We start from the raw sequence: 25,349 nt of genomic DNA on the forward strand, positions 1-25,349 counted from the left end.
TGCCCTGTCTGCCATCCTCTGCCCTGCTAGCCATGTCTACCCTGCCGCACGCCCCCTACTATGGCCCCTACCACGCCGCCAGCCGGCATCTGGCCGCCATCGATGCCGACTGGGCGCGACTGGTGGCCGAGGTCGGCCACTGCCGGCTGCAGCCCAAGCCGGCGCGCGAACCGTACGAGGCGCTGGTGCGCGCCGTCGCCTACCAGCAACTGCACGTGCGCGCCGGCGATGCCATGCTGGCTCGGCTGCTGGCCTGCCAGCCGCAGCCAGCGTTCCCGACACCGGCGCAACTACTGGCGCTGGACAGCGGACAGTTGCGCGGCTGCGGCTTTTCCGGGCGCAAGAGTGACACCATCCACGCCATCGCCGCCGCCACGCTGAACGGCCGCGTGCCGTCACGGCAGGAGGCCGCGCGGCTGAGCGATGCCGCACTGATCGAACGGCTGGTGACCTTGCCGGGCATCGGCCGCTGGACGGTGGAAATGCTGCTGCTCTACACCCTGGCACGGCCGGACATCCTGCCGGTCGATGACTTCGGCGTGCGCGAGGGCTACCGCTTCCTGAAAGCCCTGCCGGCGCTGCCCGGCCGCCGCGAGCTGCTGGCCGCCACTGCCGCCTGCAGCCCCTACCGCAGCGTCGCGACCTGGTATCTGTGGCAGGTGCCGAGCCTCGCCGACTACCAGCCGCGACCGGGCAAGCGCCGCGCACAGGTCGGCAGCGAAGGCTGAACTTGCCGGCGACCACGCCCAAGGTTGGCCGCACATAAAAAAACCGCCTGCCCGGCAAGCCGGACAGGCGGTTTGTTCATGCGCTAGCGTACGGGCTTAGGCGCCGGTTTTCAGGCCGAAGGCAGCGTCGCCGCTGGCCGGAGCCGCCGCCGGATTGTCCAGCAGCGCCTTGATCGACAGACGCACGCGACCGCGGTCATCCATCTCGATCGCTTTCACTTTCACGATCTGGCCTTCCTGCAGGTAGTCGGCCACGTTCTTGATGCGCTCGTGCGCGATCTGCGAAATGTGTACCAGACCATCCTTGCCCGGCATGATCGAGACGATAGCACCGACGTTGTTGTCGAGGATCTTCACAACCGGACCTTCGTAGACCTTGCCCACTTCCACTTCGGCAGTGATCTCTTCGATGCGCTTCTTGGCCGCTTCCGCGCTTTCGGTCGAAACCGAAGCGATGGTGATGGTGCCGTCTTCGCCGATATTGATCTCGCAACCGGTGTCCTTGGTGATGGCGCGGATGGTTTCGCCGCCCTTGCCGATCACTTCACGGATTTTCTCCGGGTTGATCTTCATCACGTACAGGCGTGGCGCGTGGGTCGACAGCTCTTGCGGGCCTTCGATCGCCTCTTTCATGTGACCGAGGATGTGGATACGACCTTCCTTGGCCTGCTCCAGCGCGATCTGCATGATGTCCTTGGTGATGCCCTGGATCTTGATGTCCATCTGCAGCGCGGTGATACCGGCAGCGGTACCGGCAACCTTGAAGTCCATGTCGCCGAGGTGGTCTTCGTCACCCAGGATGTCGGTCAGCACCGCGAAGCGGTTGCCTTCCAGGATCAGGCCCATGGCGATGCCGGCCACGTGCGCCTTCAGCGGCACACCGGCGGACAGCAGCGACAGGCAGCCGCCACATACCGATGCCATCGACGAGGAGCCGTTGGATTCGGTGATTTCCGACACGATACGCATGGTGTAGCCGAAGTCGGCTTCCGATGGCAGTACCTGCGCCAGTGCACGCTTGGCCAGACGGCCGTGACCGATTTCACGACGCTTCGGCGGGCCCATGCGGCCGGCTTCACCGGTGGAGTACGGCGGGAAGTTGTAGTGCAGCATGAAGCGGTCGGTGTATTCACCGGCCAGCGCGTCGATGATCTGCTCGTCACGCTTGGTGCCCAGCGTGGTGGTCACGATGGCCTGGGTTTCGCCACGGGTGAACAGCGCGGAACCGTGTACGCGCGGCAGCACGCCGGTGCGGATGGCGATCGGACGCACGGTGCGGGTGTCGCGACCGTCGATACGCGGTTCGCCGGCCAGGATCTGGCCACGCACGATTTCGGCTTCCAGCGACTTGAAGATGCCCTTGATCTCGTTGGCCAGCAGGGTGTCGGTGTCTTCGTTGATCAGTACGCTCTTCACTGCGGACCAGGCGGCACCCAGTGCTTCGGAACGGGCGCCCTTCTGGCGGATGCGGAAGGCGTTGGCGATCATTTCGCCGGAGATGTCGCGGATCTTACCGATCAGCTCTTCGTTCTGGGCCGGTGCGGTCCAGTCCCACATCACCGGGTTCACTTCGTCAGCGAATTCGTTGATGGCGTTGATCGCGGCTTGCAGCTGCTCGTGGCCGAACACCACGCCGCCGAGCATGATCGCTTCGGACAGTTCCTTGGCTTCGGATTCCACCATCAGTACGGCACGCTGGGTACCGGCCACCACCAGATCCATGTCCGAAGTCAGCAGCTCGGTAGCGGTCGGGTTGAGGATGTATTCGCCATTGGCGTAACCAACGCGGGCGGCGCCGATCGGGCCGTTGAACGGCAGACCGGAGATCGCCAGTGCAGCGGAGGCACCGATCATTGCCGGGATGTCGGAATCCACTTCCGGGTTCAGCGACATCACGGTGGCCACGATCTGCACGTCGTGGTAGAAGCCTTCCGGGAACAGCGGACGGATCGGACGGTCGATCAGGCGGCAGGTCAGGATTTCTTTTTCGGACTGCTTGCCTTCACGCTTGAAGAAGCCGCCCGGGATCTTGCCGGCAGCGTAGGTACGCTCCAGGTAGTCCACGGTCAGCGGGAAGAAGTCCTGGCCCGGCTTGACGTTCTTGGAGCCGACAACCGATACCAGCACCACGGTATCTTCAACAGTAACGACTACGGCACCGGATGCCTGACGGGCAACTTCGCCGGTTTCCAGGGTCACGGTGTGACGACCGTACTGGAACGATTTGGTAACTTTATTAAACACGTGAGGTTTCCTTTGATTTAAGGAATAGAACTTGCAACGGGAACCCCTAGCAATCAACACCGTAACCGATACCGATTCCTAGAGGCTCCCCCCGTTGACTCAATAAGATACTGCAGAAACGAAAAAGTCGCAGACAGGCTGCGACTTTTTCGAATTTAAACCGATTACTTACGCAGACCCAGACGAGCGATCAGAGCGCGGTAGCCAGCGACGTCAGTGCGCTTGAGGTAGTCAAGCAGACGACGACGGGAGCTAACCAGTTTCAGCAGGCCGCGACGGCTGTGATGATCCTTGGTGTTCGCTTTGAAGTGCGGGGTCAGATCGTTGATACGAGCGGTCAGCAGCGCTACCTGAACTTCGGTAGAACCGGTGTCGCCTTCCTGGCGCTGGTAGTCTTTAACGATCTGTGCTTTTTGAGCGGCGGTCATTGCCATAATAATAAACTCCGATATCGGTTTAGGGTGTTGCCACCCGACAAGTGTAGCGAGCCGAAACCCATCCACACTTCACTATTCGGTTGCCGGAGCAACCATTACCCGCACCGGTTGAAGCAAGCCATCTTCGCTTGCATCCGCCAGTCCGAGAAACTCCCGTGTCTGCGCTTGGTAAACACGAAAGCGCTGCATTGTCGCACAGTTTTTGGCACCGCGCACGGCCTGGCCGTGACAAAAACGGCGCGCGTCTTCTGCGGCCAACGTTTGTTCGGGGAAATGCGACACCAGGATATCGACCGGCAGCAGTAGGCCGTCGCGCGCCTCGCGCGGCAGGGCCTCGATGGCTTCCAGCGTGTGCGCGTCCTCCAGCCGGAAGCCACCGGTGGTGGTACGGCGCAGGCCGGTGAGGTGCGCGCCGCAACCAAGCCGCTCGCCCACATCCTGTGCCAGGGTACGGATATAGGTACCCTTGCTGCACAGCACCTCGATCACCGCGGTATCGACACCGTCAAACGACAGCAGCTCGATGCGATGGATGGTGACCTCGCGCCCGGCTCGCTCGATCTCGATGCCTTCGCGCGCATACTCGTACAGCGGCCGCCCCTGGAATTTCAGCGCCGAATACATCGGCGGCACCTGGGTAATCACACCGCAGAATGCGGCCAACGTTTGTTCCAGCGCCGTACGGTCAAACGTCACCGGCCGTTCGATGACCACCTCGCCCTCGATGTCACCGGTGGTGGTGACCTGGCCGAACTTGACGGTGGCGCGGTAGCCCTTGTCGGCATCCAGCAGATAGGACGAAAACTTGGTCGCCTCGCCAAAGCACACCGGCAGCAGGCCGGTCGCCAGCGGATCGAGCACGCCGGTATGGCCCGCCTTGGCGGCGCTATACAGCCAGCGCGCCTTCTGCAGGGCACCGTTGGAGCTGACGTCGTAAGGCTTGTCCAGCAGCAGCACGCCGTTGATCGGCAATTTCACCCGACGTGGTGCACTCATGCCTTGTCGCCAGCCTCATCATCCGCGTCGTCGATCGGCTCATCGCCTTCGGCTTCATCCGCCACCGGCTCGTCCGCATTGCTGTCCGCGTCCTGGGCCACCGTCACCGCGGTGCCGTTGACCTCATCGATCAGGCGGCTCATGTACACGCCACGCTCGATGGAATCGTCATAGATGAAGTGCAGCTGCGGCGTGGTGAAAATCTGCAACACCTTGCCGATGCCGTTGCGCAGGTAACCGGCGGCACTCTCCAGCGCTTCCTGGGTGATCTCGCGCTTGCCCTCTTCCATCACCGTGTAAAACACCTTGGCGTGGGAGTAGTCGCGGGTCACTTCCACCGCGGTGATGGTGACCCAGCCGACGCGCGGGTCCTTCAGACCCTTGCGGATCAGCTCGGCCAGCTCGCGCTGGATTTGCTCGGCGATGCGATCCGAGCGGGAGAAACCTTTTTTGGCTTTTGCCATGTCTTGTGTCCTGTTCCAGAAAGACAAAGGCGAGCGCTGCCCAGCCAGTGGCCGGGACAACGCTCGCCTGCAGCTTAACACTTACAGAGTACGGGCGACTTCCACGATCTCGAACGCTTCCAGCTGATCGCCTTCCTGGATGTCGTTGAAGTTCTTCAGCATCAGGCCACACTCGTAACCCTGACGCACTTCCTTGACGTCGTCCTTGAAGCGCTTGAGCGAGTCGAGTTCGCCGGTATGCACCACCACGTTGTGACGGATGAGACGCACGCTGGCCGAGCGCTTGATGATGCCGTCGGTCACCATACAACCGGCGATGTTGCCCACCTTGGACACCGAGATAACCTGACGGATCTCGACGGTACCCAGGATCTGCTCCTTCTTCTCCGGTGCCAGCATGCCGGACATGGCAGCCTTCACGTCGTCTACCACATCGTAAATGATGTTGTAGTAGCGGATCTCGACGCCTTCGCTCTCCGCCAGCTTGCGCGCAGCGGCATCGGCACGGGCGTTGAAGCCGACCACGATGGCCTTGGACGCGATCGCCAGGTTGATATCGGATTCGGAAATGCCGCCCACGCCAGAGTGCAGGATGTTGACCCGCACTTCGTCGGTCGACAGTTTCTGCAGGCTGTGCGCCAGCGCTTCGTAAGAACCCTGCACGTCGGCCTTGATAATCAGCGACATGCTCTGCACTTCGCCTTCCGCCATCTGGGCAAACATGTTTTCCAGCTTGGCGGCCTGCTGCTTGGCCAGACGTACGTCACGGTACTTGCCGGCACGGAACAGCGCAATTTCACGCGCCTTGCGCTCGTCGGTCAGCACCATCGCGTCTTCACCAGCGGACGGCACGTCGGACAGACCCAGGATTTCCACCGGAATCGATGGACCGGCTTCGTCGATCTGCTTGCCGTTCTCGTCGATCATGGCACGAACGCGACCGAAGGCGGTACCGGCCAGAATCACATCGCCCTTCTTCAGGGTACCGGACTGTACCAGCAGCGTGGACACCGGGCCGCGACCCTTGTCCAGACGCGCTTCGACGATCACGCCCTTGGCCGGCGCATTGACCGGCGAGGTCAGTTCCAGCACTTCGGCTTGCAGCAGGATGCTTTCCAGCAGCGAGTCGATGCCCTGGCCAGTTTTTGCCGACACTTCGACAAACATGGTGTCACCACCCCAGTCTTCCGGCACCACTTCATGGGCAACCAGTTCCTGGCGCAGGCGCTCGATGTTGGCCTCAGGCTTGTCGATCTTGTTCACTGCCACCACGATCGGCACACCGGCCGCTTTGGCATGGTGAATCGCTTCAATGGTCTGCGGCATCACGCCGTCGTCGGCAGCTACCACCAGAATCACGATGTCGGTCGCCTTGGCACCACGGGCACGCATAGCGGTAAACGCTTCGTGACCCGGGGTATCAAGGAAGGTCACCACGCCGCGAGGAGTTTCCACGTGGTAGGCACCGATGTGCTGGGTAATGCCACCGGCTTCGCCGGAAGCAACCTTGGCGCGACGGATGTAATCGAGCAAGGAGGTCTTACCGTGGTCAACGTGACCCATCACGGTCACCACCGGCGGACGCGGCAGCGCTTCGACGGCTTCGGCCACTTCATCCTTGTCCAGGTACGCCTCCGGATCGTCCGCTTGGGCGGCCTTGCCGACGTGACCCATTTCTTCCACGATGATCAGCGCGGTTTCCTGGTCCAGTACCTGGTTGATGGTCACCATCATGCCCATCTTCATCAGTACCTTGATCACTTCGGCGGCCTTCACTGCCATCTTGTGAGCGAGGTCACCAACGGTGATGGTTTCCGGCACCAGCACTTCGTGCACGATAGGCTCGGTTGGCGCCTGGAACGCGTGGGCGTTATTGCTGTTCTTGTGCTTGCCACCCTTGCGGCTCTTCCAGTCATTGCTGGCGTCGCCACCACGGGTTTTCAGGCCCTTGCCTTTTTTGCCGTCATTCCAGTCACGACCACCGGCACCACCTTTTTTCGCCGGACCGCGACGGACATCACCGGCTGGCGCCGGAGCGGCGGCAGGTGCGCCAGGCGCAGCCGGACGCGACGGGGCCGCACCTGGCGCCGGACGGGCACCAGCACCGGCAGGACGACCTGCACCACCCTGGCCCGGACGCTGACCACCGGCACCGGCGGGACGCTGGCCACCTTGTGGACGGGCACCATCGGGACGCGGCGCGGCGCCGTCACGGCCGCCAGCAGCAGGCTGCATGCGCGGCTGGGTTGGCTTGGCCGAACGCGGCATGTCTTCGGTACGAGCGGCAGGCTTGACCTCCACCGGTGCCGGCTTGGCAACCGGCGCTGGTGCTGCGGCTTCCAGACGAGCGGCGGTACGGCGGGCTTCACGCTCCTGCTTCTCACGCATCAGTGCTTGCTGACGGGCACGGAATTCGGCCTGACGAGCCTCTTCCGCAGCGCGGGAGGCCAGTTCGGCGTCAGACAGGATCGATGCCGGACGGCTGAGTGTCGGCTGTTTCACTGGCACTGCCGGCGTTTCCGCAGCGACAGGCTTGGCCTCCACCTTGACTTCCGGTGCTTTTTCGGCGGGCTTTTCCGCTTTGGCAGCAACCAGCTTGGCTTCTACCGGCTTCGCCGCTTCCACTTTGGCCGGCTCGGCAACCACGACTGGCTCGGGCTTGGCTTCCACCACCGGTGCGGCAACCGCTACCGGCGCGGCCTCCACCACTGGCGCAGCAACCGCCTTCGGTGCCTCGTCTTCCGGACGCACGAACACACGCTTCTTGCGGGTTTCCACCTTCACCGTACCACCCGTTGCGCTCTGCACTTCGGAAGTCTGTTTGCGGGTCAGGGTCACCTGGTTACCATCGCGCGCACCGTGCGAGGTTTTCAGGAAGTCCAGCAAACGCTTCTTGTCACCCTCGGTCAGGGTTTCTTCCAGGCCGCGCTTGGCGACACCGGCCTTGTTCAACTGCTCAACGAGCCTCTCAGGAGAAAGGCCAAGCTCACTGGCAAACTGCTTAATATTTGTCAAAACCATGCGTATTCCTAATTCCTCTAGCAATCGTTCCGGGCCTTACTGGTCAAACCAGTGCTCACGAGCCTTCATAATCAAGGCGCGGGCAGCCTCGGACTCCATGCCGGTCATGTCGACCAGATCGTCAACGGCGAGATCGGCCAGGTCGTCACGGTTAGTCACGCCGTTTTCGGCCAGCTTGCGCAAGAGCTCGGCATCCATACCTTCCAGATCCTTGAGCTCGTCGGCCACTTCTTCCACTTTTTCTTCCGAGGCAATGGCCAGGGTCAGGATGGCATCGCGGGCCCGGCTGCGCAGTTCATTCACCAGCGCATCGTCGAAACCTTCGATTTCCAGCATTTCCGCCACTGGCACATACGCCACTTCTTCCAGCGTAGCAAAACCTTCCTGCACCAGCAGGTTGGCCATGTCTTCATCGACACCAAGATGCTGGATGAAGTGTTCGCGCAGCTTGGCATCTTCTTCCAGATGCTTTTCTTCCGCTTCGGTCACGGTCAGGATATTCAGACCCCAGCCGGTCAGTTCGGCAGCCAGTTTCACGTTCTGGCCGCTACGGCCGATGGCCAGTGCCAGCTGCTCTTCTTCCACCACCACGTCCATATTGTGGTTGTCTTCGTCAATCATGATGCGATTGACTTCGGCAGGCGACAAGGCATTGATGACGAACTGGGCAGGATCCGGCGACCACAGCACGATGTCGATACGCTCGCCCGCCAGTTCCTGGGTCACCGCCTGCACGCGCGAACCGCGCATGCCGATGCAGGTACCCTGCGGATCAAGACGCGCATCGTTGGATTTCACCGCCATCTTGGCGCGCAGGCCAGGATCACGTGCAGCTTCCTTGATTTCCAGCGTGCCTTCTTCGATTTCCGGCACTTCCAGCTCGAACAGCTGAACCAGGAATTCGCGTGCGGTACGCGACAGGATCAGCTGTGGGCCACGGCCCTGACGATCAACACGCATCAGGTAGGCCTTGACGCGGTCACCAACACGCAGGTTTTCCTTGGGGATCATCTGGTCACGCGGCAGCACCGCTTCCAGACGACCGCACTCGACGATGGCATTGCCGCGCTCGATACGCTTGATGGTACCGACCACGATGCTCTCGCGGCGCTGCAGGAATTCGCTCAGCAGCTGCTCGCGCTCGGCATCACGGATTTTCTGCAGGATGACCTGCTTGGCGGCCTGGGCGCCGATACGGCCGAACTCGACCGCTTCCATCGGTTCTTCGATCACGCCATGCAGCTCGATGGCAGGGTCACGCTCGCGCGCCTCTTCCAGGCTCAGTTCGCGATCTTCGAATTCCAGCGCTTCGGCATCGACCACGGTCCAGCGACGGAAAGTATGGTACTGACCGGTATGACGGTCGATCTCGACACGAATATCCAGCTCATCTTCATTGAACTTCTTCTTGGTCGCCGAGGCCAGGGCCAGTTCCAGCGCACCGAATACCACTTCACGGCTGACGTTCTTTTCACTTGCCAGTGCATCCACCAGCAACAAGATTTCACGACTCATCCAACCCTCCGAATTTCTTCTTTACCTTATATATGCGGCCAACATCCTGCCCGATCAGAACTCAGGCTCCAGCCTGGCTTTGTCGATATTGGACAGGGGAATGGCCACAGTGCGACCATCTTCGAGCTGAAGCTGCAAGACGCTGTCCTGGATGCCCGCGATACGGCCCAAGAAACGCTTCTGCTGCTCGACCGGCAAACGGGTTCTTACCTTGGCCAGACTCCCCTGGAAGCGCACATAATCCGCCTCCTTTTTCAAGGGGCGATCAAGACCCGGCGAGGACACTTCCAGTCGGTCATAGTCGATGTTTTCAACCATGAACAGACGTGTCAGGTGATTACTGGTGCTGACACAATCCTCGACCGTAATGCCGCCCGGCTTGTCGATGAATACGCGGAAACCACCACCGGGGGTCAATTCAAAATCAACCAGTTCATACCCCAGACCGGGCAGCGTATTCTCAAGCAGCAAACGTACATCCATGGGCATTCGATTCCAGAAATGAAAAATGGGCGAACCGCCCATCCCTTAAAATGGCGCGATTATACCTGATTTCACGACAGATGAAAACCAATGCACCAAGTGCACGCCAGAGCCCGCGCTTTGCACTTGTAGTGACATCCTGTACATTTGCAATGATTCCGAACGATCGTTTGGAATACAGCTTTGGATAATGCTAAAAAAGATAGATACAACACACCGCACCGAGGGGCTCGGCTGCGGCATCGCATAAACAGCACGATGGAGAAGCCACACGTTATGGAAAAAATCTGGCTAAAAAACTACCAAGCCGGTGTTGCCCACGAGATCGACATCGACGAATTCCAGTCGGTCGTCGAGGTTTTTGAGCGCAGCGTCAACAAATTCCGCGACCGCCCGGCCATGGCGTGCATGGACAAGATTCTGAGCTACGGCGAGCTGGACACCCTGTCGGCCAATTTTGCCTCCTATCTGCAAAACACCCTGCAACTGGCCAAGGGCGCCCGCGTCGCCATCATGATGCCCAACCTGCTGCAGTATCCGGTGGCGGTGTTCGGCATCCTGCGCGCCGGCTGCACCGTGGTCAACGTCAACCCACTGTACACCCCGCGCGAGCTGGAGCACCAGCTCAAGGATGCCGGCGTCGAAACCATCGTCATCCTGGAGAATTTCGCCGGCGTGCTGGAGGACGTGATTGCGCGCACTCCGGTGAAAAACGTGGTGGTTGCCGCCATCGGCGACATGCTCGGCTTCCCCAAGTCGCTGATCGTCAATTTCGTGGTGCGCAAGATCAAGAAGATGGTGCCGCCGTGGAATTTGCCGGGTCACACCCGCTTTAACGACACCCTGGCACTGGGCAGCAAGCAGCCGCTGTGCAAGGTTGCCCTCGGTCATGACGACATCGCCTTCCTGCAGTACACCGGCGGCACCACCGGCGTCGCCAAGGGTGCGATGCTGCTGCACAAGAACATCGTCGCCAACATGCTGCAGGCCGGCGAATGGGTGAAGCCGGTGGTACGCGAAGGGCAGGAAATCATCATCACCGCCTTGCCGCTGTATCACATCTTCTCGCTGACCGCGAACCTGATGGTGTTCACCGAGCTGGGGGCACTCAACGTGCTGATCACCAACCCGCGCGACATCCCCGGCTTCATCAAGGAGCTGAAGAAGTACAAGGTCACCGCGATGACCGGGGTCAACACCCTGTTCAACGCACTGCTCAACCACCCGGAGTTCAAAACCGTCGACTTCTCCACCTGGCGCTTGGCACTGGGCGGCGGCATGGCGGTACAGAAGGCGGTGGCGGAAAAGTGGAAACAGGTCACCGGCACACCGCTGATCGAAGCCTACGGCCTGACCGAAACCAGCCCCGCTGCCTGCATCAATCCGCTGGATCTGAAGGAATACAACGGCACCATCGGCGTGCCGGTCCCGTCCACCGAGATCGAACTGCGTGACAACGACGGCAAGCCGGTGGCGCGCGGCGAGGCTGGCGAGCTGTGCATTCGCGGCCCGCAGGTGATGAAAGGCTACTGGAACCGCCCTGACGAGACCGCCAAGGTCATCGACAGCCAGGGCTTCCTCGCCACCGGCGACGTCGCCGTGATTACCGACGACGGCTTCGTGAAGCTGGTCGACCGCAAGAAGGACATGATCCTGGTGTCCGGCTTCAACGTGTACCCGAATGAAATCGAAGACGTGGTGGCCATGCACCCGGGAGTACTGGAAGTGGCCTGCGTCGGCGTCCCCGACGACAAGTCCGGCGAAGTGGTCAAGGTCTTCGTGGTGCGCAAGGACATGAGCCTGAACGAGAAGGACATCATCGAGCACTGCAAGACCAACCTGACCGGCTACAAGGTGCCGAAGGCGGTCGAGTTCCGCAACGAACTGCCAAAAACCAATGTCGGCAAGATCCTGCGCCGCGCGCTGCGCGCCTGACACCTTCGCACCTGTCACCAACAACCCGCCGCCTCGGCGGGTTTTTTCATGGCCAAGCTCTCTACAGCCAGCCCCCATTCGGGCTAGACTAGCGCCACCCGAGGCGACCACAAGGCAACCTGCAACCATGCTCATGCTCCCGTTCCTGAAACTGATGGCCGACAAGAAGGCCAGCGACCTGTTTTTCAGCTGCGGCGCCCCACCGCAAATCAAGATCGACGGCCATACCCTGCCGGTCAACGACAAGCCGCTGAGCGCGGAAAACGTGCAACGCCTCGCCCACAGCCTGATGAGCCCGGAGCAGATCGACGAATTCGAACGCGAGCTGGAGATGAACTTCGGTACCGCGGTAGACGAGTTGGGCAACTACCGCGTCAATATCTTCCGCCAGCGCGGCAGCATCGGCATCGTCATCCGTTACATCGCACCGAAGATCCCGTCGCTGGGTCAGCTCAACCTGCCGGAAACGCTGAGGGAGCTGACCTCGCTCAAGCGCGGCCTGATCTTTGTCGTCGGCGCCACCGGCTCCGGCAAGAGCTCGACGGTGGCGGCGATGATCGAACAGCGCAATCAGACGCAGACCGGCCACATCCTGACGGTGGAAGACCCCATCGAATTCATCTTCGAACACAAGCGCTCGCTGGTGAATCAGCGCGAAATCGGCGTCGACACCCACAGCTACCAGAACGCGCTGAAAAGCGCGATGCGCGAGGCGCCGGACGTGCTGATGATCGGCGAGATCCGCGACGCCGAAACGCTGACCCACGCCATCAACTACGCCCAATCCGGCCACCTGTGCATCTCCACCCTGCACGGCAACAACAGCTACCACGCGCTGAACCGCATCATCAGCTTCTTCCCGCTGGAAAACCGCAGCGCGCTGCTGATGGACCTGTCGGCCGCGCTGAAGGCGGTGATCTCACAACGCCTGATCCCCGCCAGCGACGGCAAACGCCGCCCGGCGCTGGAGGTGCTGATCAACACCTCGCACATTGCCGACCTGATCCGCAACGGCGAGATCGACAAGATCAAGGAGGCCATCGAGGCCAGCATGACCGAGGGCGCGCAGACTTTCGAACAGTCGCTGTTCCGCCTGTACAAGGATGGCCTGATCTCGCTGGAAGAAGCACTGCACAACGCCGACTCGCCGACCAACCTGTACTGGCTGATCAACCACGACAACAGCAAGCCGGAAGACAGCAAGCCGGAAGACGGCGAAAGCTTTGCCGGCTTTACCCTATCCCACTGAACCACAGCCGACGATTACACCCACCATGATTACCCTTTACGGCATTCCCAACTGCGACACCGTCAAAAAAGCCCGCCAATGGCTCAGCGCGCAGGGCATTGACTACGCCTTCCACGACTTCAAGAAACAGGGCATCGCCGCCGACAAGCTGGCGCAATGGATAGACAGCCTCGGCCTCGAACAGGTGATCAACCGCAAGGGCACCACCTGGCGCGCGCTCAGCGAGGCCGAAAAGGCACTGGCGACCATCCCGGCCAGCGCTATCGACCTGCTGATCTGCAAGCCGTCGCTGATCAAGCGCCCGGTGCTGGAGCACAACGGCAAGCTGCACCTCGGCTTCAAGGAAGCCGACTATCAGGAGGCATTCGGCAAATGAGCGCAACCCTGGAACTGACCCGGACCCTGATCGCCCTGGACTCGATCACCCCGCGCGACGAAGGCTGTCAGGAACTGATGATCGCCCGCCTGGAAGACCTCGGCTTCACCATCGAGCGCATGCCGTTCGGTGACGTCAGCAACTTCTGGGCCCATCGCGGCCACGGCGCACCACTACTGTGCTTTGCCGGCCACACCGACGTGGTGCCCACCGGCCCGGTCGACCAGTGGGACAGCCACCCGTTCCAGCCGGTGATCCGCAACGGCCACCTGTTCGGCCGCGGCGCGGCCGACATGAAGGCGTCGCTGGCTGCCTTCATCACCGCCAGCGAACGCTTTGTCGCGGCCAACCCGCAGCACAAGGGCACCCTCGCCTTCCTGATCACCTCCGACGAGGAAGGCATCGCCACCGACGGCACCGTGCGCGTGGTGGATGCGCTGGAAGCACGCGGCGACGTGATCGACTACTGCATCGTCGGCGAACCGACCTCGTCGCAGCAGTTCGGCGACACCATCAAGAACGGCCGCCGCGGCTCGCTGTCCGGCCACCTGATCGTACACGGCATCCAGGGCCATATCGCCTACCCGCACCTGGCCAAGAACCCGGTGCACCTGGCGGCGCCGGCACTGGCGGCGCTGGCCACCGAGGTGTGGGATCACGGCAACGAATACTTCCCGCCGACCAGCTGGCAGATTTCCAACATCCACGCCGGCACCGGTGCCACCAACATCATTCCCGGCAGCTGCGACATCAAGTTCAACTTCCGCTTCTCCACCGAGCACACCGCGGAGACGCTGAAGGACCGCGTGCACCAGATCCTGGACCAGCACGGCCTGGCCTACGAGTTACACTGGCTGCTGTCCGGCAACCCGTTCCTGACCGCACCGGGCGCACTGACCGACGCCATCAGCAGCGCGATCCACGAGGTTTCCGGCGTGGAGCCGGAGCTGAACACCACCGGCGGCACCTCCGACGGCCGCTTCATCAAGCGCATCGCGCGCGAGCTGGTGGAGTTCGGCCCCATCAACGCCAGCATCCACAAGCTGAACGAGTGCGTCAGCGTCGACGACATCGAGCCACTATCGCAGGTGTACGAGAAAACCCTGCACAAGCTGCTGGATTGAGCACAAGATCGGCCGCAAAAAAGCCGCCCGGACCGGGCGGCTTTTTCATGGCCGACAAGCATTCAGCTCAACGTGCGCCGCTCGTACATCGCCTGCGCCAGCGTACCCGGATCGACATACTCCAGCTCGCCGCCGACCGGCATGCCGCGCGCGATGCGCGTCACCTTCAGCCCCTGCGCCTTCAGCATTTCCGCGATCAGGTGCGCGGTGACCTCGCCTTCGGCGGTGAAGTTGGTGGCCACGATCACCTCGGTCACCACGCCGTCACAGGCGCGCGCGATCAGCCGCTCCAGGTCGATGTCCTTGGGACCGACCCCGTCCATCGGCGACAACCGTCCCATCAGCACGAAGTAGAGGCCGTCGTAACAGCGGGTCTGCTCCAGCATCAGCAGGTCGGCCGGCATCTCCACCACGCACAGCACTTCCTGCCGGCGCTTGTCATCGGCGCAGACATTGCACAGCGGCGTCTCGCTGAAGGTGTGGCAGCGCTCGCAGTGGCGCAGATTGAGCAGCGCCCGATCCAGCGCCCGCGCCAGCTTGTCGGCGCCGGCCTTGTCGCGTTGCAGCAGATGAAAGGCCATGCGCTGCGCCGACTTGGGGCCGACGCCGGGCAGCACTTTCAGCGCGGCGATCAGTTGATCGAGGGACGGTGGATTTTTCATGACAGGACCTGTTGATCACAAAAAAGGTTGGCCGCAAGCACGCACGGCTTGCGGCCAACCTTTGTCGGGGCATGACTCAGAACGGTAGTTTCATCCCGGCCGGCAGGTTCATGCCGGCGGTAAAGCCGGACATGCGCTCCTGCGACAGCGCATCGGCCTTGCGGCTGGCGTCGTTGAAGGCCGCCGCGATCAGGTCTTCCAGCATTTCCTTGTCTTCCTTGGCATCTTCCAGCAGGCTGTCGTCGATGCTGACGCGCTTCACGTCGTGGCTGCAGGTCATCACCACCTTGACCAGACCGGCGCCGGACTGGCCCTCGATCTCGACCTTGGCCAGTTCTTCCTGCGCCTTTTTCATGTTTTCCTGCATTTGCTGGGCCTGTTTCATCAGACCCGCGATTCCGGCTTTACCAAACATCGTCTTACTCCTGAACGGGTTGTATCGTCTCGGCCAGCAAGGTCGCGCCCATTTCCTGCACGAGTTGCTGTACCACCTTATCGTTTTGCATGATCAGCCTGGCCTCGGCCAGCTGCTCGCGCTTGAAGCGGGCGTCCCGCATCGCCGGGGTTTCCACATCCAGCGTCTCGATCGACACGCTGATCTGTACCGCACGGCCCAGATGCTCGCCCAGCACCGTGCGTAGTTTGTCCTGAAAATCGCGGCCCGCCATATTGCGGAACGCCTCCGGCACAGCAAGGTGGAACACCTCGCCGTCCCACTGTTTCAGCGCGGCGTTCTGCGCCAGCATGCGCGCGGCGCCCATCCTGGCCCCCAGCTGGCCGATCAGCGCCGACCAGTCGCCATCGAAGACTATGACCGCCGGCTGCGCCAGTGTGGCGTCGGCTTCCGCCTGCAACAGCGCGTACTCGGCCAGTTCGCCGTCGGCGTCGCCGGCTGCCGGCAGCTCGACCATCTCTTCGTCGACCGTATCGGCCGCGTCAGCCTCATCGGCCACCGTCACCGTTGGCGCGCTCGCTACGCTTACTGCCGCTGGCTCTGCCACCGGCGCCTCGTGCCACGGCGCCAGATCGGCCGGTGGTGGGGGTGGCGTGACATCAGCCGCTGGCGGCGCGACGGCCGGCGTCGCCGCAGGGGCGGGCTCGGGTTCCGTTTCTGCCGCCGGCAGCGGCTCGGCGGCGGCGGCAGGCGTCACCGCCGACTTGCCGCCGATATTGGCCAGCAGCGCGCGCGCCGGCGATGGCGCCGCCGTTGCCGGCGCAAGGTTGGCCACAGGCTGTGGCGCGCCCGGTGCCGGGCGGTTCTGCGCAGCGGCACGCGGCGCCACGTCGGCGCCACCCTGTGCCGGATGGAAGGCCAGCATGCGCAGCATGGTCATGCTGAAGCCGGCGTGTTCGTCCGGCGCCAGCGCCAGATCGCGACGGCCATGCAGCGCGATCTGGTAGTAAAGCTGTACGTCCTCGGCGCCTAGGCGCTGCGCGAGGGCAAACAGCGCGTCGCGCTCCGGCTCGTCGGCGGCGATGGCGTCCGGCACCGTCTGCGCCAATGCCAGCTGGTGCAGCAGCATCGCCAGCTCCGCCAGCGCGCTGTCGAAACCGATACCGCGCGCCACCAGCGCTTCCACTTCCTGCATCAGGCGCGCGCCGTCGGCATCGGCCAGCGCCTCCAGCAGGGCAAACAGGTAGCGCTGGTCGACCGCGCCCAGCATCGCACGCACGCCGTCTTCGCGCACGTCGCCGACACCGTAGGCGATGGCCTGATCCAGCAGCGACAGCGCATCGCGCATCGAGCCGGCGGCGGCGCGGCCCAGCAGCGCCAGCGCCGGTGCCTCGAAGCTCACGCCCTCGGTGTCCAGCACGTGCGCCAGATGACCTGCCACCTGCTGCGGCGTCATGTTGCGCAGGCTGAACTGCAGGCAGCGCGACAGCACCGTGACCGGCACTTTTTGCGGGTCGGTGGTGGCGAGGATGAACTTGACGTGTGCTGGCGGCTCTTCCAGCGTCTTCAGCATCGCGTTGAAGGCACTCTTGGACAGCATGTGCACTTCGTCGATGATGTAGACCTTGAAACGGCCCATGGTCGGCGTGTACTGCGCGTTTTCCAGCACTTCGCGGATGTTGTCGATGCCGGTATTGGATGCGGCGTCTATTTCCAGCAGGTCGACAAAGCGACCGGCATCAATCTGGGTGCAGGCCTGGCACACACCGCACGGCTCGGCGGTGGTGCCGGTCTCGCAGTTCAGGCTCTTGGCCAGGATGCGGGCAATGGTGGTCTTGCCCACGCCGCGGGTACCGGTCAGCAGGTAGGCGTGGTGCAGGCGCGATTCTTTCAGCGCATTGCTGAGCGCGCGCACCACGTGTTCCTGGCCGACCAGATCGGCGAAGCGTTTGGGGCGCCATTTGCGGGCGAGAACTTGATAGGTCATGGCGGGCGATTCTAGCAGTTTGCGCCCGATTCAGGGAGCAGGCGTGGCGGCAAAACGCGTCGCCAGGTAGCGGTTGCGGATTTCCTGCGCCAGCTCGTGCGCCACCATCGCGTACAGCATGCTCTTGTTGTAGCGGGTGATGGTGTAGAAATTATTGAGCCCCAGCCAGTAGCGCACCTCGCCCGGCGCCACCTCCAGCGCGAACAGCACCGCCTTGGCGTCGTCACGCACCGGCGCCTGCGGCGACACCCCCAGCGCCTTCAGCTCGGCCACGCTGTAGTGCAGGTTGAATTTGTCGGCCAGCAACTTGTCCAGCGCCTCGCCCGGTGCCACCTCGGCCGGCACCACCACGTCGTCGCCACCCAGCCAGCCGTGCAGCTGGAAGTAGTTACCGACGCTGCCGATGGCGTCAACGCGGTTGCTCCAGATATCGCGATGGCCGTCACCGTCGAAATCCACCGCCCACTTGCGGAAGCTGGACGGCATGAACTGCGGCAGCCCCATCGCCCCGGCGTAGCTGCCCTTCAGCGACAAGGCGTTGACGTTCTCGCTGCGCGCCAGCAGCAGCAGCTCGGTCAGCTCGTCGCGGAAGAACGCGGCGCGGCGCGGATAGTCGAAGGCCAGCGTGGACAACGCATCGGCCAGGCGAAAGCTGCCGGTGTTGCCGCCGTAGCGGGTCTCGATGCCAATGATGGCGACGATCATTTCCGGCGCGACATGGTATTGCTGCTCGGCGCGGCGCAGCGCGTCCTCGTTGGCCTGCCAGAACGCCACGCCCTCGCCCATCAGCCGCTCGCTGTAGAAATTGGGACGGAACTGGTACCACGGCCGCGCAGTAGACGGGCGGTCCATGATGTTGATGATGTTCGGCTTGAGTTCGACATTGGCGAACACCGCCTCCAGCTCCGGCCGCGTCAGCGCACCGGCGGCGACCTGTTCGTCGATGTAGCGCTGCACGTCCTGGCGCGCCAGAAAGGCGGCATCGGCACGGGCCAGCGCGGCGCACAGCGCCAGCAGGGACAACAGCATCTTGGGCAGAAAAGACATGGCGGATCCGTCAAAAGGTTGGCCGCAAGGCGGCCGGTGATTGAATTCTAGTCGTTGAAATTGAGTGCGCTGGAGACCAGCCGCGCGGTGATGTCGACGATGGGGATCACCCGCTCGTAAGCCATGCGCGTCGGACCGACCACGCCGAGGGTGCCAACCACCTGGCCGCCCATCCGGTACGGCGCGATCACCACGCTGCAGTCGTCCAGCGTCACCACGCCAGACTCGTCGCCGATGAACAGGTTCACCCCCGGCGCCTGCCGGCTCTGCTCCAGCAGCTGCAGCAGCTCGGTCTTGCGCTGGAAGGTGTCGAACAGCTCGCGCAGCCGCTGCAGGTCGCCGCCGAAGTCGTTGGCGCACAGCAGCTTGCCCTCGCCGGACACCATCACCTCGTCGCCGCTCAGGCTCTCGCGGCCGAAACGGATCGCCTCCGTCATCAGTCCGGAGATGTCGCCCTGCAGGCAGGTCAGCTCCTGCTCCATGCGGTCGACCACCCCGGCCAGCGCCTGGCCGGCGTAGTGCTGGTTGAGGAAATTGGCGGCCTCGATCAGCTCGCTGCCGCTGTAATCGCGCGGGGTGTTGAACAGGTGGTTGCGCACATCACCTTCCAGCGTCACCAGGATCAATAGCACCCGCCGCTCGGACAGGCGCAAAAACTCGATCTGGCGGAAGGCGCCGTCCGGGCGCTGCGGCGTCATCACCACGCCGGCAAACTGGGTCAGCTCCGACAGCATCTGCGACGCCGCCTGCAGCACGCGCTGCGGGCTATCCGGCTGCAGGTTGTGGCGCAGCTCCTGCACCATCGGCGCCGCCAGCGGCTGGATGGTGATCAGGCGATCGACGAACAGGCGGTAGCCGCGCTGCGTCGGCACCCGTCCGGCCGAGGTATGCGGCGACGCAATCAGGCCCATCGCCTCCAGGTCCGCCAGCATGTTGCGGATGGAGGCCGGCGACAGTTCCAGACCGGAGACTGCGGCCAACGTTTTCGAGGCGACCGGCTGGCCGTCGGCAATATAGCGCTCGACCAGCACCTTGAGCAGGCGTTGCGTACGTTCATTCAACATGCAGCCATTCTGGCACAGCTTGGCTTGCCGCCAAAAGCATTACTTGCGCCGCCGGCTATGCCAGAAGCAAGCTTGGCCTCCGGGGGTTTTGTGCGATAATCCTGCGCTTGATATCCCGCGCGCCCCTGCCCTTGTGGCGCGCACGCATCGTTGCCTGTCGCTTTTATTTGGCACGCCAGATGAAAACGTACATAATCAAACCTAATCCCTTACACCACACCGTTGAATGAATGGAGCAAGCATGGCGGAGCGTTCCGAAGACAAGAGCAAGGCCCTGAGCGCAGCACTGGCCCAGATCGAAAAGCAGTTCGGCAAAGGCTCGATCATGCGCATGAGCGACAACCAGGTGCATGAAAACCTGCAGGTGATCAGTACCGGTTCTCTCGGCCTTGACCTCGCCTTGGGCGTTGGTGGCTTGCCGCGTGGCCGCGTGGTGGAAATCTACGGTCCGGAATCGTCCGGCAAGACCACACTGTGCCTGCAAGTGGTCGCCGAGGCGCAGAAGCTGGGCGGCACCTGCGCCTACATCGACGCGGAAAACGCGCTCGACCCGTCCTACGCGCAAAAGCTGGGCGTCAAGGTCGACGAGATGCTGATCTCGCAGCCGGATACCGGCGAACAGGCACTGGAAATCTGCGACATGCTGGTGCGCTCCGGCGGCGTCGACATCATCGTGGTCGACTCGGTGGCGGCACTGGTGCCGAAGGCGGAAATCGAAGGCGAAATGGGCGACAGCCACGTTGGCCTGCAGGCGCGTCTGATGTCACAGGCACTGCGCAAGCTGACCGGCAACATCAAGCGCACCAACACGCTGGTGATCTTCATCAACCAGATCCGCATGAAGATCGGTGTGATGTTCGGCAGCCCGGAAACCACCACCGGCGGTAACGCGCTGAAGTTCTACGCCTCGGTGCGCATGGACATCCGCCGCATCGGCGGCATCAAGAAGGGCGAAGAGGTCATCGGCAACGAGACCCGCGTCAAGGTCGTGAAGAACAAGGTGTCCCCACCGTTCAAGCAGGCGGTGTTCGATATCTTCTACGGCGAAGGCATCTCGCGCGAAGGCGAAATCATCGACATGGGTGTCGAGCACGACTTCATCAGCAAGTCCGGCGCCTGGTACGCCTACAACGGCCAGAAGATCGGCCAGGGCAAGGACAATACCCGCCAGTGGCTGAAGGACAATCCGGAAATCGCCAAGGAAATCGAGCGCAAGATCCGCGAAACCGTCGGCGTACAGACCGTGGCCAACAAGGATGACTCAGCAGACGAAGAAGAGCTGCTCGACGACACCTTTGATGCCTGATGGCCGGCACTGAAAAAAGTCTGAAGGCGCGAGCCGTCGATCTTCTGTCCCGCCGCGAGTACTCGCGGCTGGAACTGAAGCGGCGGCTCGCGCCGTTTGCCGACAGCGAAGCAGAAGTCGACGCGCTGCTGGAGCAGCTGGCGGCCGATCACTGGCAATCGGACAGCCGCTTTGCCGAAGCCTTTGCCAATAGCCGCAGCCAACGTTACGGCAGCCGCCGCCTGGCGCAGGAAATGCGCGAACGCGGCATCGACCGCGACACCATCCAGTCCGCGCTGGCGCAGCAGGACGATCTGGCGACCGCGCGTGCCATCTGGCAGCGCAAGTTCGGCCGCCCACCGGCCGACCAGCAGGAGCGGCTGAAGCAGATGCGCTTTCTCGCCAGCCGCGGCTTTACCATGGACATCATCCAACGCATCCTGCGCGGCGCCAGCCGTGACATTGACGACGAATGAGCGGCAGCGGCACTTGCCAGCACCGGCCACGCTTGCCACAATCGGGCATCGCTTTTTGCACCGCGCCACCGCAAGGTTGGCCGCAACCCGAATTCACTGAAGATACTGACCAATCACCATGAAAACAGCTGAAATCCGCCAGAAGTTCCTCGACTTCTTTGCCTCGAAAAACCATCAGGTGGTTGCCTCCAGCAGCCTGATTCCCGGCAACGACCCGACCCTGATGTTCACCGTGGCCGGCATGGTGCAGTTCAAGGACCTGTTCCTCGGCTTCGAAAAGCGCGACTACACCCGCGCCACCACCAGCCAGAAGTGCCTACGCGCCGGCGGCAAACACAACGACCTGGAAAACGTCGGCTACACCGCGCGTCACCACACCTTCTTCGAGATGCTGGGTAACTTCAGCTTCGGCGACTACTTCAAGCAGGACGCCATCACCTACGCCTGGGAATTCCTCACCGGCGAGCAATGGCTGGCGCTGCCGAAAGACAAGCTGATGGTGACCGTCTACGCCAGCGACGACGAAGCCTACGACATCTGGCACAAAACCGTCGGCCTGCCGGCGGACAAGATCATCCGCATCGGCGACAACAAGGGCGCGCCGTACGCGTCCGACAACTTCTGGACCATGGGCGACACCGGCCCGTGTGGCCCTTGTACCGAGATTTTCTATGACCACGGCGAAGAAGTCGCCGGCGGCCCACCGGGCAGCCCGGACGAAGACGGCGACCGCTTCATGGAAATCTGGAACAACGTGTTCATGCAGTTCAACCGCGACGAGAGCGGCACCCTGCACCCGCTGCCGAAACCATCGGTGGATACCGGCATGGGTCTGGAACGCCTGTCCACCGTGCTGCAGGGCGTACACTCCAACTACGAAACCGACGCCCTCGCCTGCCTGGTGCGCGCCGCCGCGCGCGAAACCGGCATCGAATACAGCCAGAGCGTGCCGTCGCTGAAAGTGATCGCCGACCACATCCGCGCCTGCTCGTTCATGATCGCCGACGGCATCCTGCCGTCCAGCGACGGTCGCGGCTACGTGCTGCGCCGCATCGCGCGCCGCGCCATCCGCCACGGCTACAAGCTGGGCCAGAAAGGCCTGTTCTTCCACAAGATCGTCGCCGACCTGGTGGCCGAGATGGGTGACGCCTACCCCGAGCTGCGCCAGAAACAGGCGGTGATCGAGGACACGCTACGCCAGGAAGAAATCAAGTTTGCCGAAACACTGGAAACCGGCATGGCGCTGGTCGATGCTGCGCTTGCCGGCGGCAAGACCGCGATGGACGGCGACACCGTGTTCAAGCTGTACGACACCTTCGGCTTCCCGGTCGACCTGACCGCCGACATCTGCCGCGAGCGCCACATCGAGGTCGACATGGCCGGTTTCGAGCGTGCGATGGAAGAACAGCGCAGCCGCGCCCGCGCCGCATCCGCCTTCAAGGTCGCCGGCAACGTCAGCTACGATGGCGCCGATACCAGCTTCCACGGCTACAGCAAACACAGTGTCGATGCCAGGGTGATCGCGCTATATCAAGGCACTCAACCAGTCGAAATGTTAAATGCTGGTGACGAGGGTATCGTGGTGCTGGACAACACCGCGTTCTACGCCGAGGGTGGCGGTCAGGTGGGTGACGTCGGCGAGATTTCCATCGCTGGCGGCGTAAGCGCCCTGTTCGATGTCAACGACACCCAGAAGATCAAGTCGGCGGTATTCGGCCACACCGGCCGCCTGGCCCGCGGCATCTTGTTTGTAGGTGACACCGTGCAGGCCACCATCGACCTGCACAAGCGTCTGGCCACCGCGCGCAATCACTCGGCCACACACCTGCTGCACGCCGCGCTGCGCAAGGTACTGGGTAGCCACGTTGCGCAGAAAGGCTCGCTGGTCAACGCCGAACGCACCCGTTTCGACTTCGCCCATGGCCAGCCGCTGAGCGCCGAAGAGATCGCCGAGATCGAACGCGTGGTCAACCACGTGGTGGCGGCCAACCACGAAGTCAAGGCCAGCCTGATGGGCTACGACGACGCCATCCGTGCCGGCGCCATGGCGCTGTTCGGTGAGAAATATGGCGATGAAGTGCGCGTACTGCAGATGGGCGACTTCTCCGCCGAACTGTGCGGCGGCACCCACGTTGGCCGCACCGGCGACATCGGCTTCTTCAAGATCGTGGCCGAAGGCGGCGTCGCGGCCGGTGTGCGCCGCATCGAAGCGGTGACCGGCGAAGGCGCGGTCGCCTATGTACAGGCCCAGGACAGCCTGCTGAAGAGCGCTGCGGCCAACCTCAAGGCGCAGACCAGCGATGAGATACTCAGCAAGATCGGCGCGCTGCAAAGCGAACTAAAGGCACTGGAGAAGGAGCTGGCCGCGGCCAAGGGCAAGCTGGCCGCCTCCGCCGGTGACAGCCTGGCGGAACAGGCCATCGAGGTAAACGGCATCAAGCTGCTGGCCGCCGAGCTGGACGGCGCCGACAGTGCCGCACTGCGCGACCTGCTCGACAAGCTGAAGGACAAACTCGGCTCCGCCGTGATTGCACTGGGCAGCAAAGCTGACGGCAAGGTAGCGCTGATCGCCGGCGTCACCAAAGACCTAACCGGCCGCTTCAAGGCCGGCGAGCTGGTCAACCATCTGGCACAGCAGGTTGGTGGCAAGGGTGGTGGCCGTCCGGACATGGCCCAGGCCGGCGGCACCCAACCGGAAAACCTGAGCGCAGCCATCGCCAGTGCCAAGGACTGGCTGGCCACCAAGTAAGTCACGCCAGCAGCAAACAAAAAGCCCACCTTCCAAGGTGGGCTTTTTCATGTGCTATCGCCACCAGCATGATGCGGGTTAGAGATCATGCTGGCACCAGTGCGACGGTAACAGGCTGCGGCGAACTCGCGCCCTGCGCCCTACCCCAGCCAGCGCGCGGTGGCGAAGCCGGCAATGGTCAGCAGCAGCGAGCCAAACAGGTGCAATGACACCGCCAGCAGTGCGGTGCCATAGCGCTGCAGCTGCAGCAAGGACACCACCTCCAGTGAGAAGGTGGAAAACGTGGTCAGTGCACCGAGAAAACCGGTAAGGATGAACAGCCGCCACTCCGGCAGCCAGTGCGGATTGGCCACGAACAGGCCGGCGATCAGCCCCACCAGATACGCGCCCAGCCAGTTGGCAACCACGGTACCCGGCGGAATGGCCGGAAACAGGCGGTTGAGTTGCGCCGCAAAGCTCCAGCGCAGCAAGGCGCCCAACACCGCCCCACTGGCAATCGCCACTACCGACTTGATCATGCCGTTTTCTCCATTGCCGCTGCCACATGCTAAACAAAAAACCCGCCGGAAGGCGGGTTTTTGATTTGGCTGGCTCCCCGACCTGGACTCGAACCAGGGACCTGCGGATTAACAGTCCGTCGCTCTACCGACTGAGCTATCAGGGAACATCAAACTTGTTACTGCTGACATCAAGCCAGACATTACATCACGGGCTTGCTGCTTTGGGTATTGCTGGCTCCCCGACCTGGACTCGAACCAGGGACCTGCGGATTAACAGTCCGTCGCTCTACCGACTGAGCTATCAGGGAACATTCAAACTTAATTACTGCTGACATCAAGCCAGACATCACATCGGCTGGCTTGCTGCACTGGGTGTTGGTGGCTCCCCGACCTGGACTCGAACCAGGGACCTGCGGATTAACAGTCCGTCGCTCTACCGACTGAGCTATCAGGGAACATTCAAACTTAATTACTGCTGACATCAAGCCGACATTACATCGCTGGCTTGCTGCACTGGGTGTTGGTGGCTCCCCGACCTGGACTCGAACCAGGGACCTGCGGATTAACAGTCCGTCGCTCTACCGACTGAGCTATCAGGGAATTGCCTAAAGAG

21 protein-coding genes and 4 tRNA genes are annotated in these 25,349 nt (G+C 62.6%); 8 read left to right on the plus strand and 17 right to left on the minus strand.

Annotated features, from left to right (window positions below):
- Nucleotides 1-32: 32 nt before the first annotated feature.
- Nucleotides 33-728 carry a DNA-3-methyladenine glycosylase family protein gene (locus PQU89_RS12470; RefSeq protein ID WP_272766129.1) on the plus strand — a complete coding sequence of 232 codons (696 nt, stop codon included), beginning with the start codon at nt 33-35 and terminating at the stop codon, nt 726-728.
- Nucleotides 729-824: 96 nt separating this feature from the next.
- Here PQU89_RS12470 and pnp read toward each other — a convergent pair whose 3' ends face one another.
- From pnp to rimP, 7 genes are all read right to left on the minus strand, one after another.
- Nucleotides 825-2,972 carry a polyribonucleotide nucleotidyltransferase gene (gene pnp, locus PQU89_RS12475; RefSeq protein ID WP_272766130.1) on the minus strand — a complete coding sequence of 716 codons (2,148 nt, stop codon included), beginning with the start codon at nt 2,970-2,972 and terminating at the stop codon, nt 825-827.
- Nucleotides 2,973-3,136: 164 nt separating this feature from the next.
- Nucleotides 3,137-3,406 carry a 30S ribosomal protein S15 gene (rpsO, locus tag PQU89_RS12480; RefSeq protein WP_047967077.1) on the minus strand — a complete coding sequence of 90 codons (270 nt, stop codon included), beginning with the start codon at nt 3,404-3,406 and terminating at the stop codon, nt 3,137-3,139.
- Between the two features lie 75 nt (nt 3,407-3,481).
- The gene (gene truB, locus PQU89_RS12485) at nt 3,482-4,405 is read right to left on the minus strand and encodes a tRNA pseudouridine(55) synthase TruB (RefSeq protein WP_272766131.1); all 924 of its coding nucleotides are present in this window, start codon (nt 4,403-4,405) and stop codon (nt 3,482-3,484) included.
- On the minus strand, nt 4,402-4,869 hold the full coding sequence (rbfA, locus tag PQU89_RS12490) for a 30S ribosome-binding factor RbfA (protein ID WP_272766132.1): 468 nt from the start codon (nt 4,867-4,869) through the stop codon (nt 4,402-4,404). Before rbfA ends, truB begins: the two co-directional genes overlap by 4 nt.
- An 81-nt stretch (nt 4,870-4,950) precedes the next feature.
- The gene (gene infB / locus PQU89_RS12495; RefSeq protein ID WP_272766133.1) at nt 4,951-7,890 is read right to left on the minus strand and encodes a translation initiation factor IF-2; all 2,940 of its coding nucleotides are present in this window, start codon (nt 7,888-7,890) and stop codon (nt 4,951-4,953) included.
- Nucleotides 7,891-7,926: 36 nt separating this feature from the next.
- A complete protein-coding gene (gene nusA, locus PQU89_RS12500; RefSeq protein ID WP_272758339.1) occupies nt 7,927-9,405 on the minus strand; it encodes a transcription termination factor NusA in 1,479 nt (492 codons plus the stop codon).
- 54 nt (nt 9,406-9,459) lie between these two features.
- Nucleotides 9,460-9,888 carry a ribosome maturation factor RimP gene (gene rimP, locus PQU89_RS12505; protein WP_272766134.1) on the minus strand — a complete coding sequence of 143 codons (429 nt, stop codon included), beginning with the start codon at nt 9,886-9,888 and terminating at the stop codon, nt 9,460-9,462.
- 276 nt (nt 9,889-10,164) lie between these two features.
- On the opposite strand from rimP, the gene PQU89_RS12510 reads away from it, so the two are divergent.
- The 4 genes from PQU89_RS12510 to dapE all read left to right on the plus strand — a co-directional run bounded on the left by PQU89_RS12510 (nt 10,165) and on the right by dapE (nt 14,572).
- On the plus strand, nt 10,165-11,823 hold the full coding sequence (locus tag PQU89_RS12510; RefSeq protein ID WP_272766135.1) for a long-chain-fatty-acid--CoA ligase: 1,659 nt from the start codon (nt 10,165-10,167) through the stop codon (nt 11,821-11,823).
- 127 nt (nt 11,824-11,950) lie between these two features.
- Nucleotides 11,951-13,072, plus strand: coding sequence for a PilT/PilU family type 4a pilus ATPase (locus PQU89_RS12515; protein WP_272766136.1), 1,122 nt, complete (start codon nt 11,951-11,953; stop codon nt 13,070-13,072).
- A 25-nt stretch (nt 13,073-13,097) separates the two neighbouring features.
- Nucleotides 13,098-13,448, plus strand: coding sequence for an ArsC family reductase (locus PQU89_RS12520; protein WP_255908337.1), 351 nt, complete (start codon nt 13,098-13,100; stop codon nt 13,446-13,448).
- Entirely contained in the window at nt 13,445-14,572 is a 1,128-nt protein-coding gene (gene dapE, locus PQU89_RS12525; protein ID WP_272766137.1) for a succinyl-diaminopimelate desuccinylase, read from the plus strand. The genes PQU89_RS12520 and dapE overlap by 4 nt, the downstream gene beginning before the upstream one ends.
- Before the next feature lie 62 nt (nt 14,573-14,634).
- On the opposite strand, the gene recR is transcribed toward dapE, so the two are convergent.
- The 5 genes from recR to hrcA all read right to left on the minus strand — a co-directional run bounded on the left by recR (nt 14,635) and on the right by hrcA (nt 19,726).
- Complete coding sequence (gene recR / locus PQU89_RS12530; RefSeq protein WP_272758334.1) at nt 14,635-15,234, minus strand: recombination mediator RecR; 600 nt, start codon at nt 15,232-15,234, stop codon at nt 14,635-14,637.
- Nucleotides 15,235-15,310: 76 nt separating this feature from the next.
- The gene (locus PQU89_RS12535) at nt 15,311-15,649 is read right to left on the minus strand and encodes a YbaB/EbfC family nucleoid-associated protein (RefSeq protein WP_272758333.1); all 339 of its coding nucleotides are present in this window, start codon (nt 15,647-15,649) and stop codon (nt 15,311-15,313) included.
- Nucleotides 15,650-15,653: 4 nt separating this feature from the next.
- On the minus strand, nt 15,654-17,615 hold the full coding sequence (gene dnaX, locus PQU89_RS12540; protein ID WP_272766138.1) for a DNA polymerase III subunit gamma/tau: 1,962 nt from the start codon (nt 17,613-17,615) through the stop codon (nt 15,654-15,656).
- Nucleotides 17,616-17,645: 30 nt separating this feature from the next.
- Entirely contained in the window at nt 17,646-18,662 is a 1,017-nt protein-coding gene (mltB, locus tag PQU89_RS12545) for a lytic murein transglycosylase B (protein ID WP_272766139.1), read from the minus strand.
- Between the two features lie 47 nt (nt 18,663-18,709).
- Complete coding sequence (gene hrcA / locus PQU89_RS12550; protein ID WP_272766140.1) at nt 18,710-19,726, minus strand: heat-inducible transcriptional repressor HrcA; 1,017 nt, start codon at nt 19,724-19,726, stop codon at nt 18,710-18,712.
- Nucleotides 19,727-19,967: 241 nt separating this feature from the next.
- Between hrcA and recA the strand changes: the two genes are divergently transcribed.
- From recA to alaS, 3 genes are all read left to right on the plus strand, one after another.
- Nucleotides 19,968-21,032, plus strand: a complete 1,065-nt coding sequence (recA, locus tag PQU89_RS12555) for a recombinase RecA (protein ID WP_272766141.1) — start codon at nt 19,968-19,970, stop codon at nt 21,030-21,032.
- The gene (recX, locus tag PQU89_RS12560) at nt 21,032-21,487 is read left to right on the plus strand and encodes a recombination regulator RecX (RefSeq protein ID WP_272766142.1); all 456 of its coding nucleotides are present in this window, start codon (nt 21,032-21,034) and stop codon (nt 21,485-21,487) included. Before recA ends, recX begins: the two co-directional genes overlap by 1 nt.
- Before the next feature lie 118 nt (nt 21,488-21,605).
- Nucleotides 21,606-24,236, plus strand: a complete 2,631-nt coding sequence (gene alaS, locus PQU89_RS12565) for an alanine--tRNA ligase (RefSeq protein WP_272766143.1) — start codon at nt 21,606-21,608, stop codon at nt 24,234-24,236.
- Nucleotides 24,237-24,376: 140 nt separating this feature from the next.
- Here the strand turns inward: alaS and crcB are convergent, their stop codons facing one another.
- The 5 genes from crcB to PQU89_RS12590 all read right to left on the minus strand — a co-directional run bounded on the left by crcB (nt 24,377) and on the right by PQU89_RS12590 (nt 25,336).
- Nucleotides 24,377-24,754 carry a fluoride efflux transporter CrcB gene (crcB, locus tag PQU89_RS12570; RefSeq protein ID WP_189354085.1) on the minus strand — a complete coding sequence of 126 codons (378 nt, stop codon included), beginning with the start codon at nt 24,752-24,754 and terminating at the stop codon, nt 24,377-24,379.
- Nucleotides 24,755-24,824: 70 nt separating this feature from the next.
- Nucleotides 24,825-24,900 (minus strand) — tRNA-Asn (locus PQU89_RS12575).
- Between the two features lie 68 nt (nt 24,901-24,968).
- Nucleotides 24,969-25,044 (minus strand) — tRNA-Asn (locus tag PQU89_RS12580).
- 71 nt (nt 25,045-25,115) lie between these two features.
- Nucleotides 25,116-25,191 (minus strand) — tRNA-Asn (locus PQU89_RS12585).
- 69 nt (nt 25,192-25,260) lie between these two features.
- Nucleotides 25,261-25,336 (minus strand) — tRNA-Asn (locus tag PQU89_RS12590).
- Between the last annotated feature and the right edge of the window lie 13 nt (nt 25,337-25,349).

The organism is Vogesella indigofera (assembly GCF_028548395.1).
GTDB lineage: Bacteria > Pseudomonadota > Gammaproteobacteria > Burkholderiales > Chromobacteriaceae > Vogesella > Vogesella indigofera_A.

Excerpts from the sequence above, each read along its gene's own strand:
- PQU89_RS12470 (WP_272766129.1), top strand. The coding sequence starts at position 33 with ATGTCTACCCTGCCGCACGCCCCCTACTATGGCCCCTACCACGCCGCC.
- rpsO (WP_047967077.1), bottom strand. The coding sequence starts at position 3,406 with ATGGCAATGACCGCCGCTCAAAAAGCACAGATCGTTAAAGACTACCAG.
- truB (WP_272766131.1), bottom strand. The coding sequence starts at position 4,405 with ATGAGTGCACCACGTCGGGTGAAATTGCCGATCAACGGCGTGCTGCTG.
- rbfA (WP_272766132.1), bottom strand. The coding sequence starts at position 4,869 with ATGGCAAAAGCCAAAAAAGGTTTCTCCCGCTCGGATCGCATCGCCGAG.
- infB (WP_272766133.1), bottom strand. The coding sequence starts at position 7,890 with ATGGTTTTGACAAATATTAAGCAGTTTGCCAGTGAGCTTGGCCTTTCT.
- nusA (WP_272758339.1), bottom strand. The coding sequence starts at position 9,405 with ATGAGTCGTGAAATCTTGTTGCTGGTGGATGCACTGGCAAGTGAAAAG.
- rimP (WP_272766134.1), bottom strand. The coding sequence starts at position 9,888 with ATGGATGTACGTTTGCTGCTTGAGAATACGCTGCCCGGTCTGGGGTAT.
- PQU89_RS12510 (WP_272766135.1), top strand. The coding sequence starts at position 10,165 with ATGGAAAAAATCTGGCTAAAAAACTACCAAGCCGGTGTTGCCCACGAG.
- PQU89_RS12515 (WP_272766136.1), top strand. The coding sequence starts at position 11,951 with ATGCTCATGCTCCCGTTCCTGAAACTGATGGCCGACAAGAAGGCCAGC.
- PQU89_RS12520 (WP_255908337.1), top strand. The coding sequence starts at position 13,098 with ATGATTACCCTTTACGGCATTCCCAACTGCGACACCGTCAAAAAAGCC.
- dapE (WP_272766137.1), top strand. The coding sequence starts at position 13,445 with ATGAGCGCAACCCTGGAACTGACCCGGACCCTGATCGCCCTGGACTCG.
- recR (WP_272758334.1), bottom strand. The coding sequence starts at position 15,234 with ATGAAAAATCCACCGTCCCTCGATCAACTGATCGCCGCGCTGAAAGTG.
- PQU89_RS12535 (WP_272758333.1), bottom strand. The coding sequence starts at position 15,649 with ATGTTTGGTAAAGCCGGAATCGCGGGTCTGATGAAACAGGCCCAGCAA.
- dnaX (WP_272766138.1), bottom strand. The coding sequence starts at position 17,615 with ATGACCTATCAAGTTCTCGCCCGCAAATGGCGCCCCAAACGCTTCGCC.
- mltB (WP_272766139.1), bottom strand. The coding sequence starts at position 18,662 with ATGTCTTTTCTGCCCAAGATGCTGTTGTCCCTGCTGGCGCTGTGCGCC.
- hrcA (WP_272766140.1), bottom strand. The coding sequence starts at position 19,726 with ATGTTGAATGAACGTACGCAACGCCTGCTCAAGGTGCTGGTCGAGCGC.
- recA (WP_272766141.1), top strand. The coding sequence starts at position 19,968 with ATGGCGGAGCGTTCCGAAGACAAGAGCAAGGCCCTGAGCGCAGCACTG.
- recX (WP_272766142.1), top strand. The coding sequence starts at position 21,032 with ATGGCCGGCACTGAAAAAAGTCTGAAGGCGCGAGCCGTCGATCTTCTG.
- alaS (WP_272766143.1), top strand. The coding sequence starts at position 21,606 with ATGAAAACAGCTGAAATCCGCCAGAAGTTCCTCGACTTCTTTGCCTCG.
- crcB (WP_189354085.1), bottom strand. The coding sequence starts at position 24,754 with ATGATCAAGTCGGTAGTGGCGATTGCCAGTGGGGCGGTGTTGGGCGCC.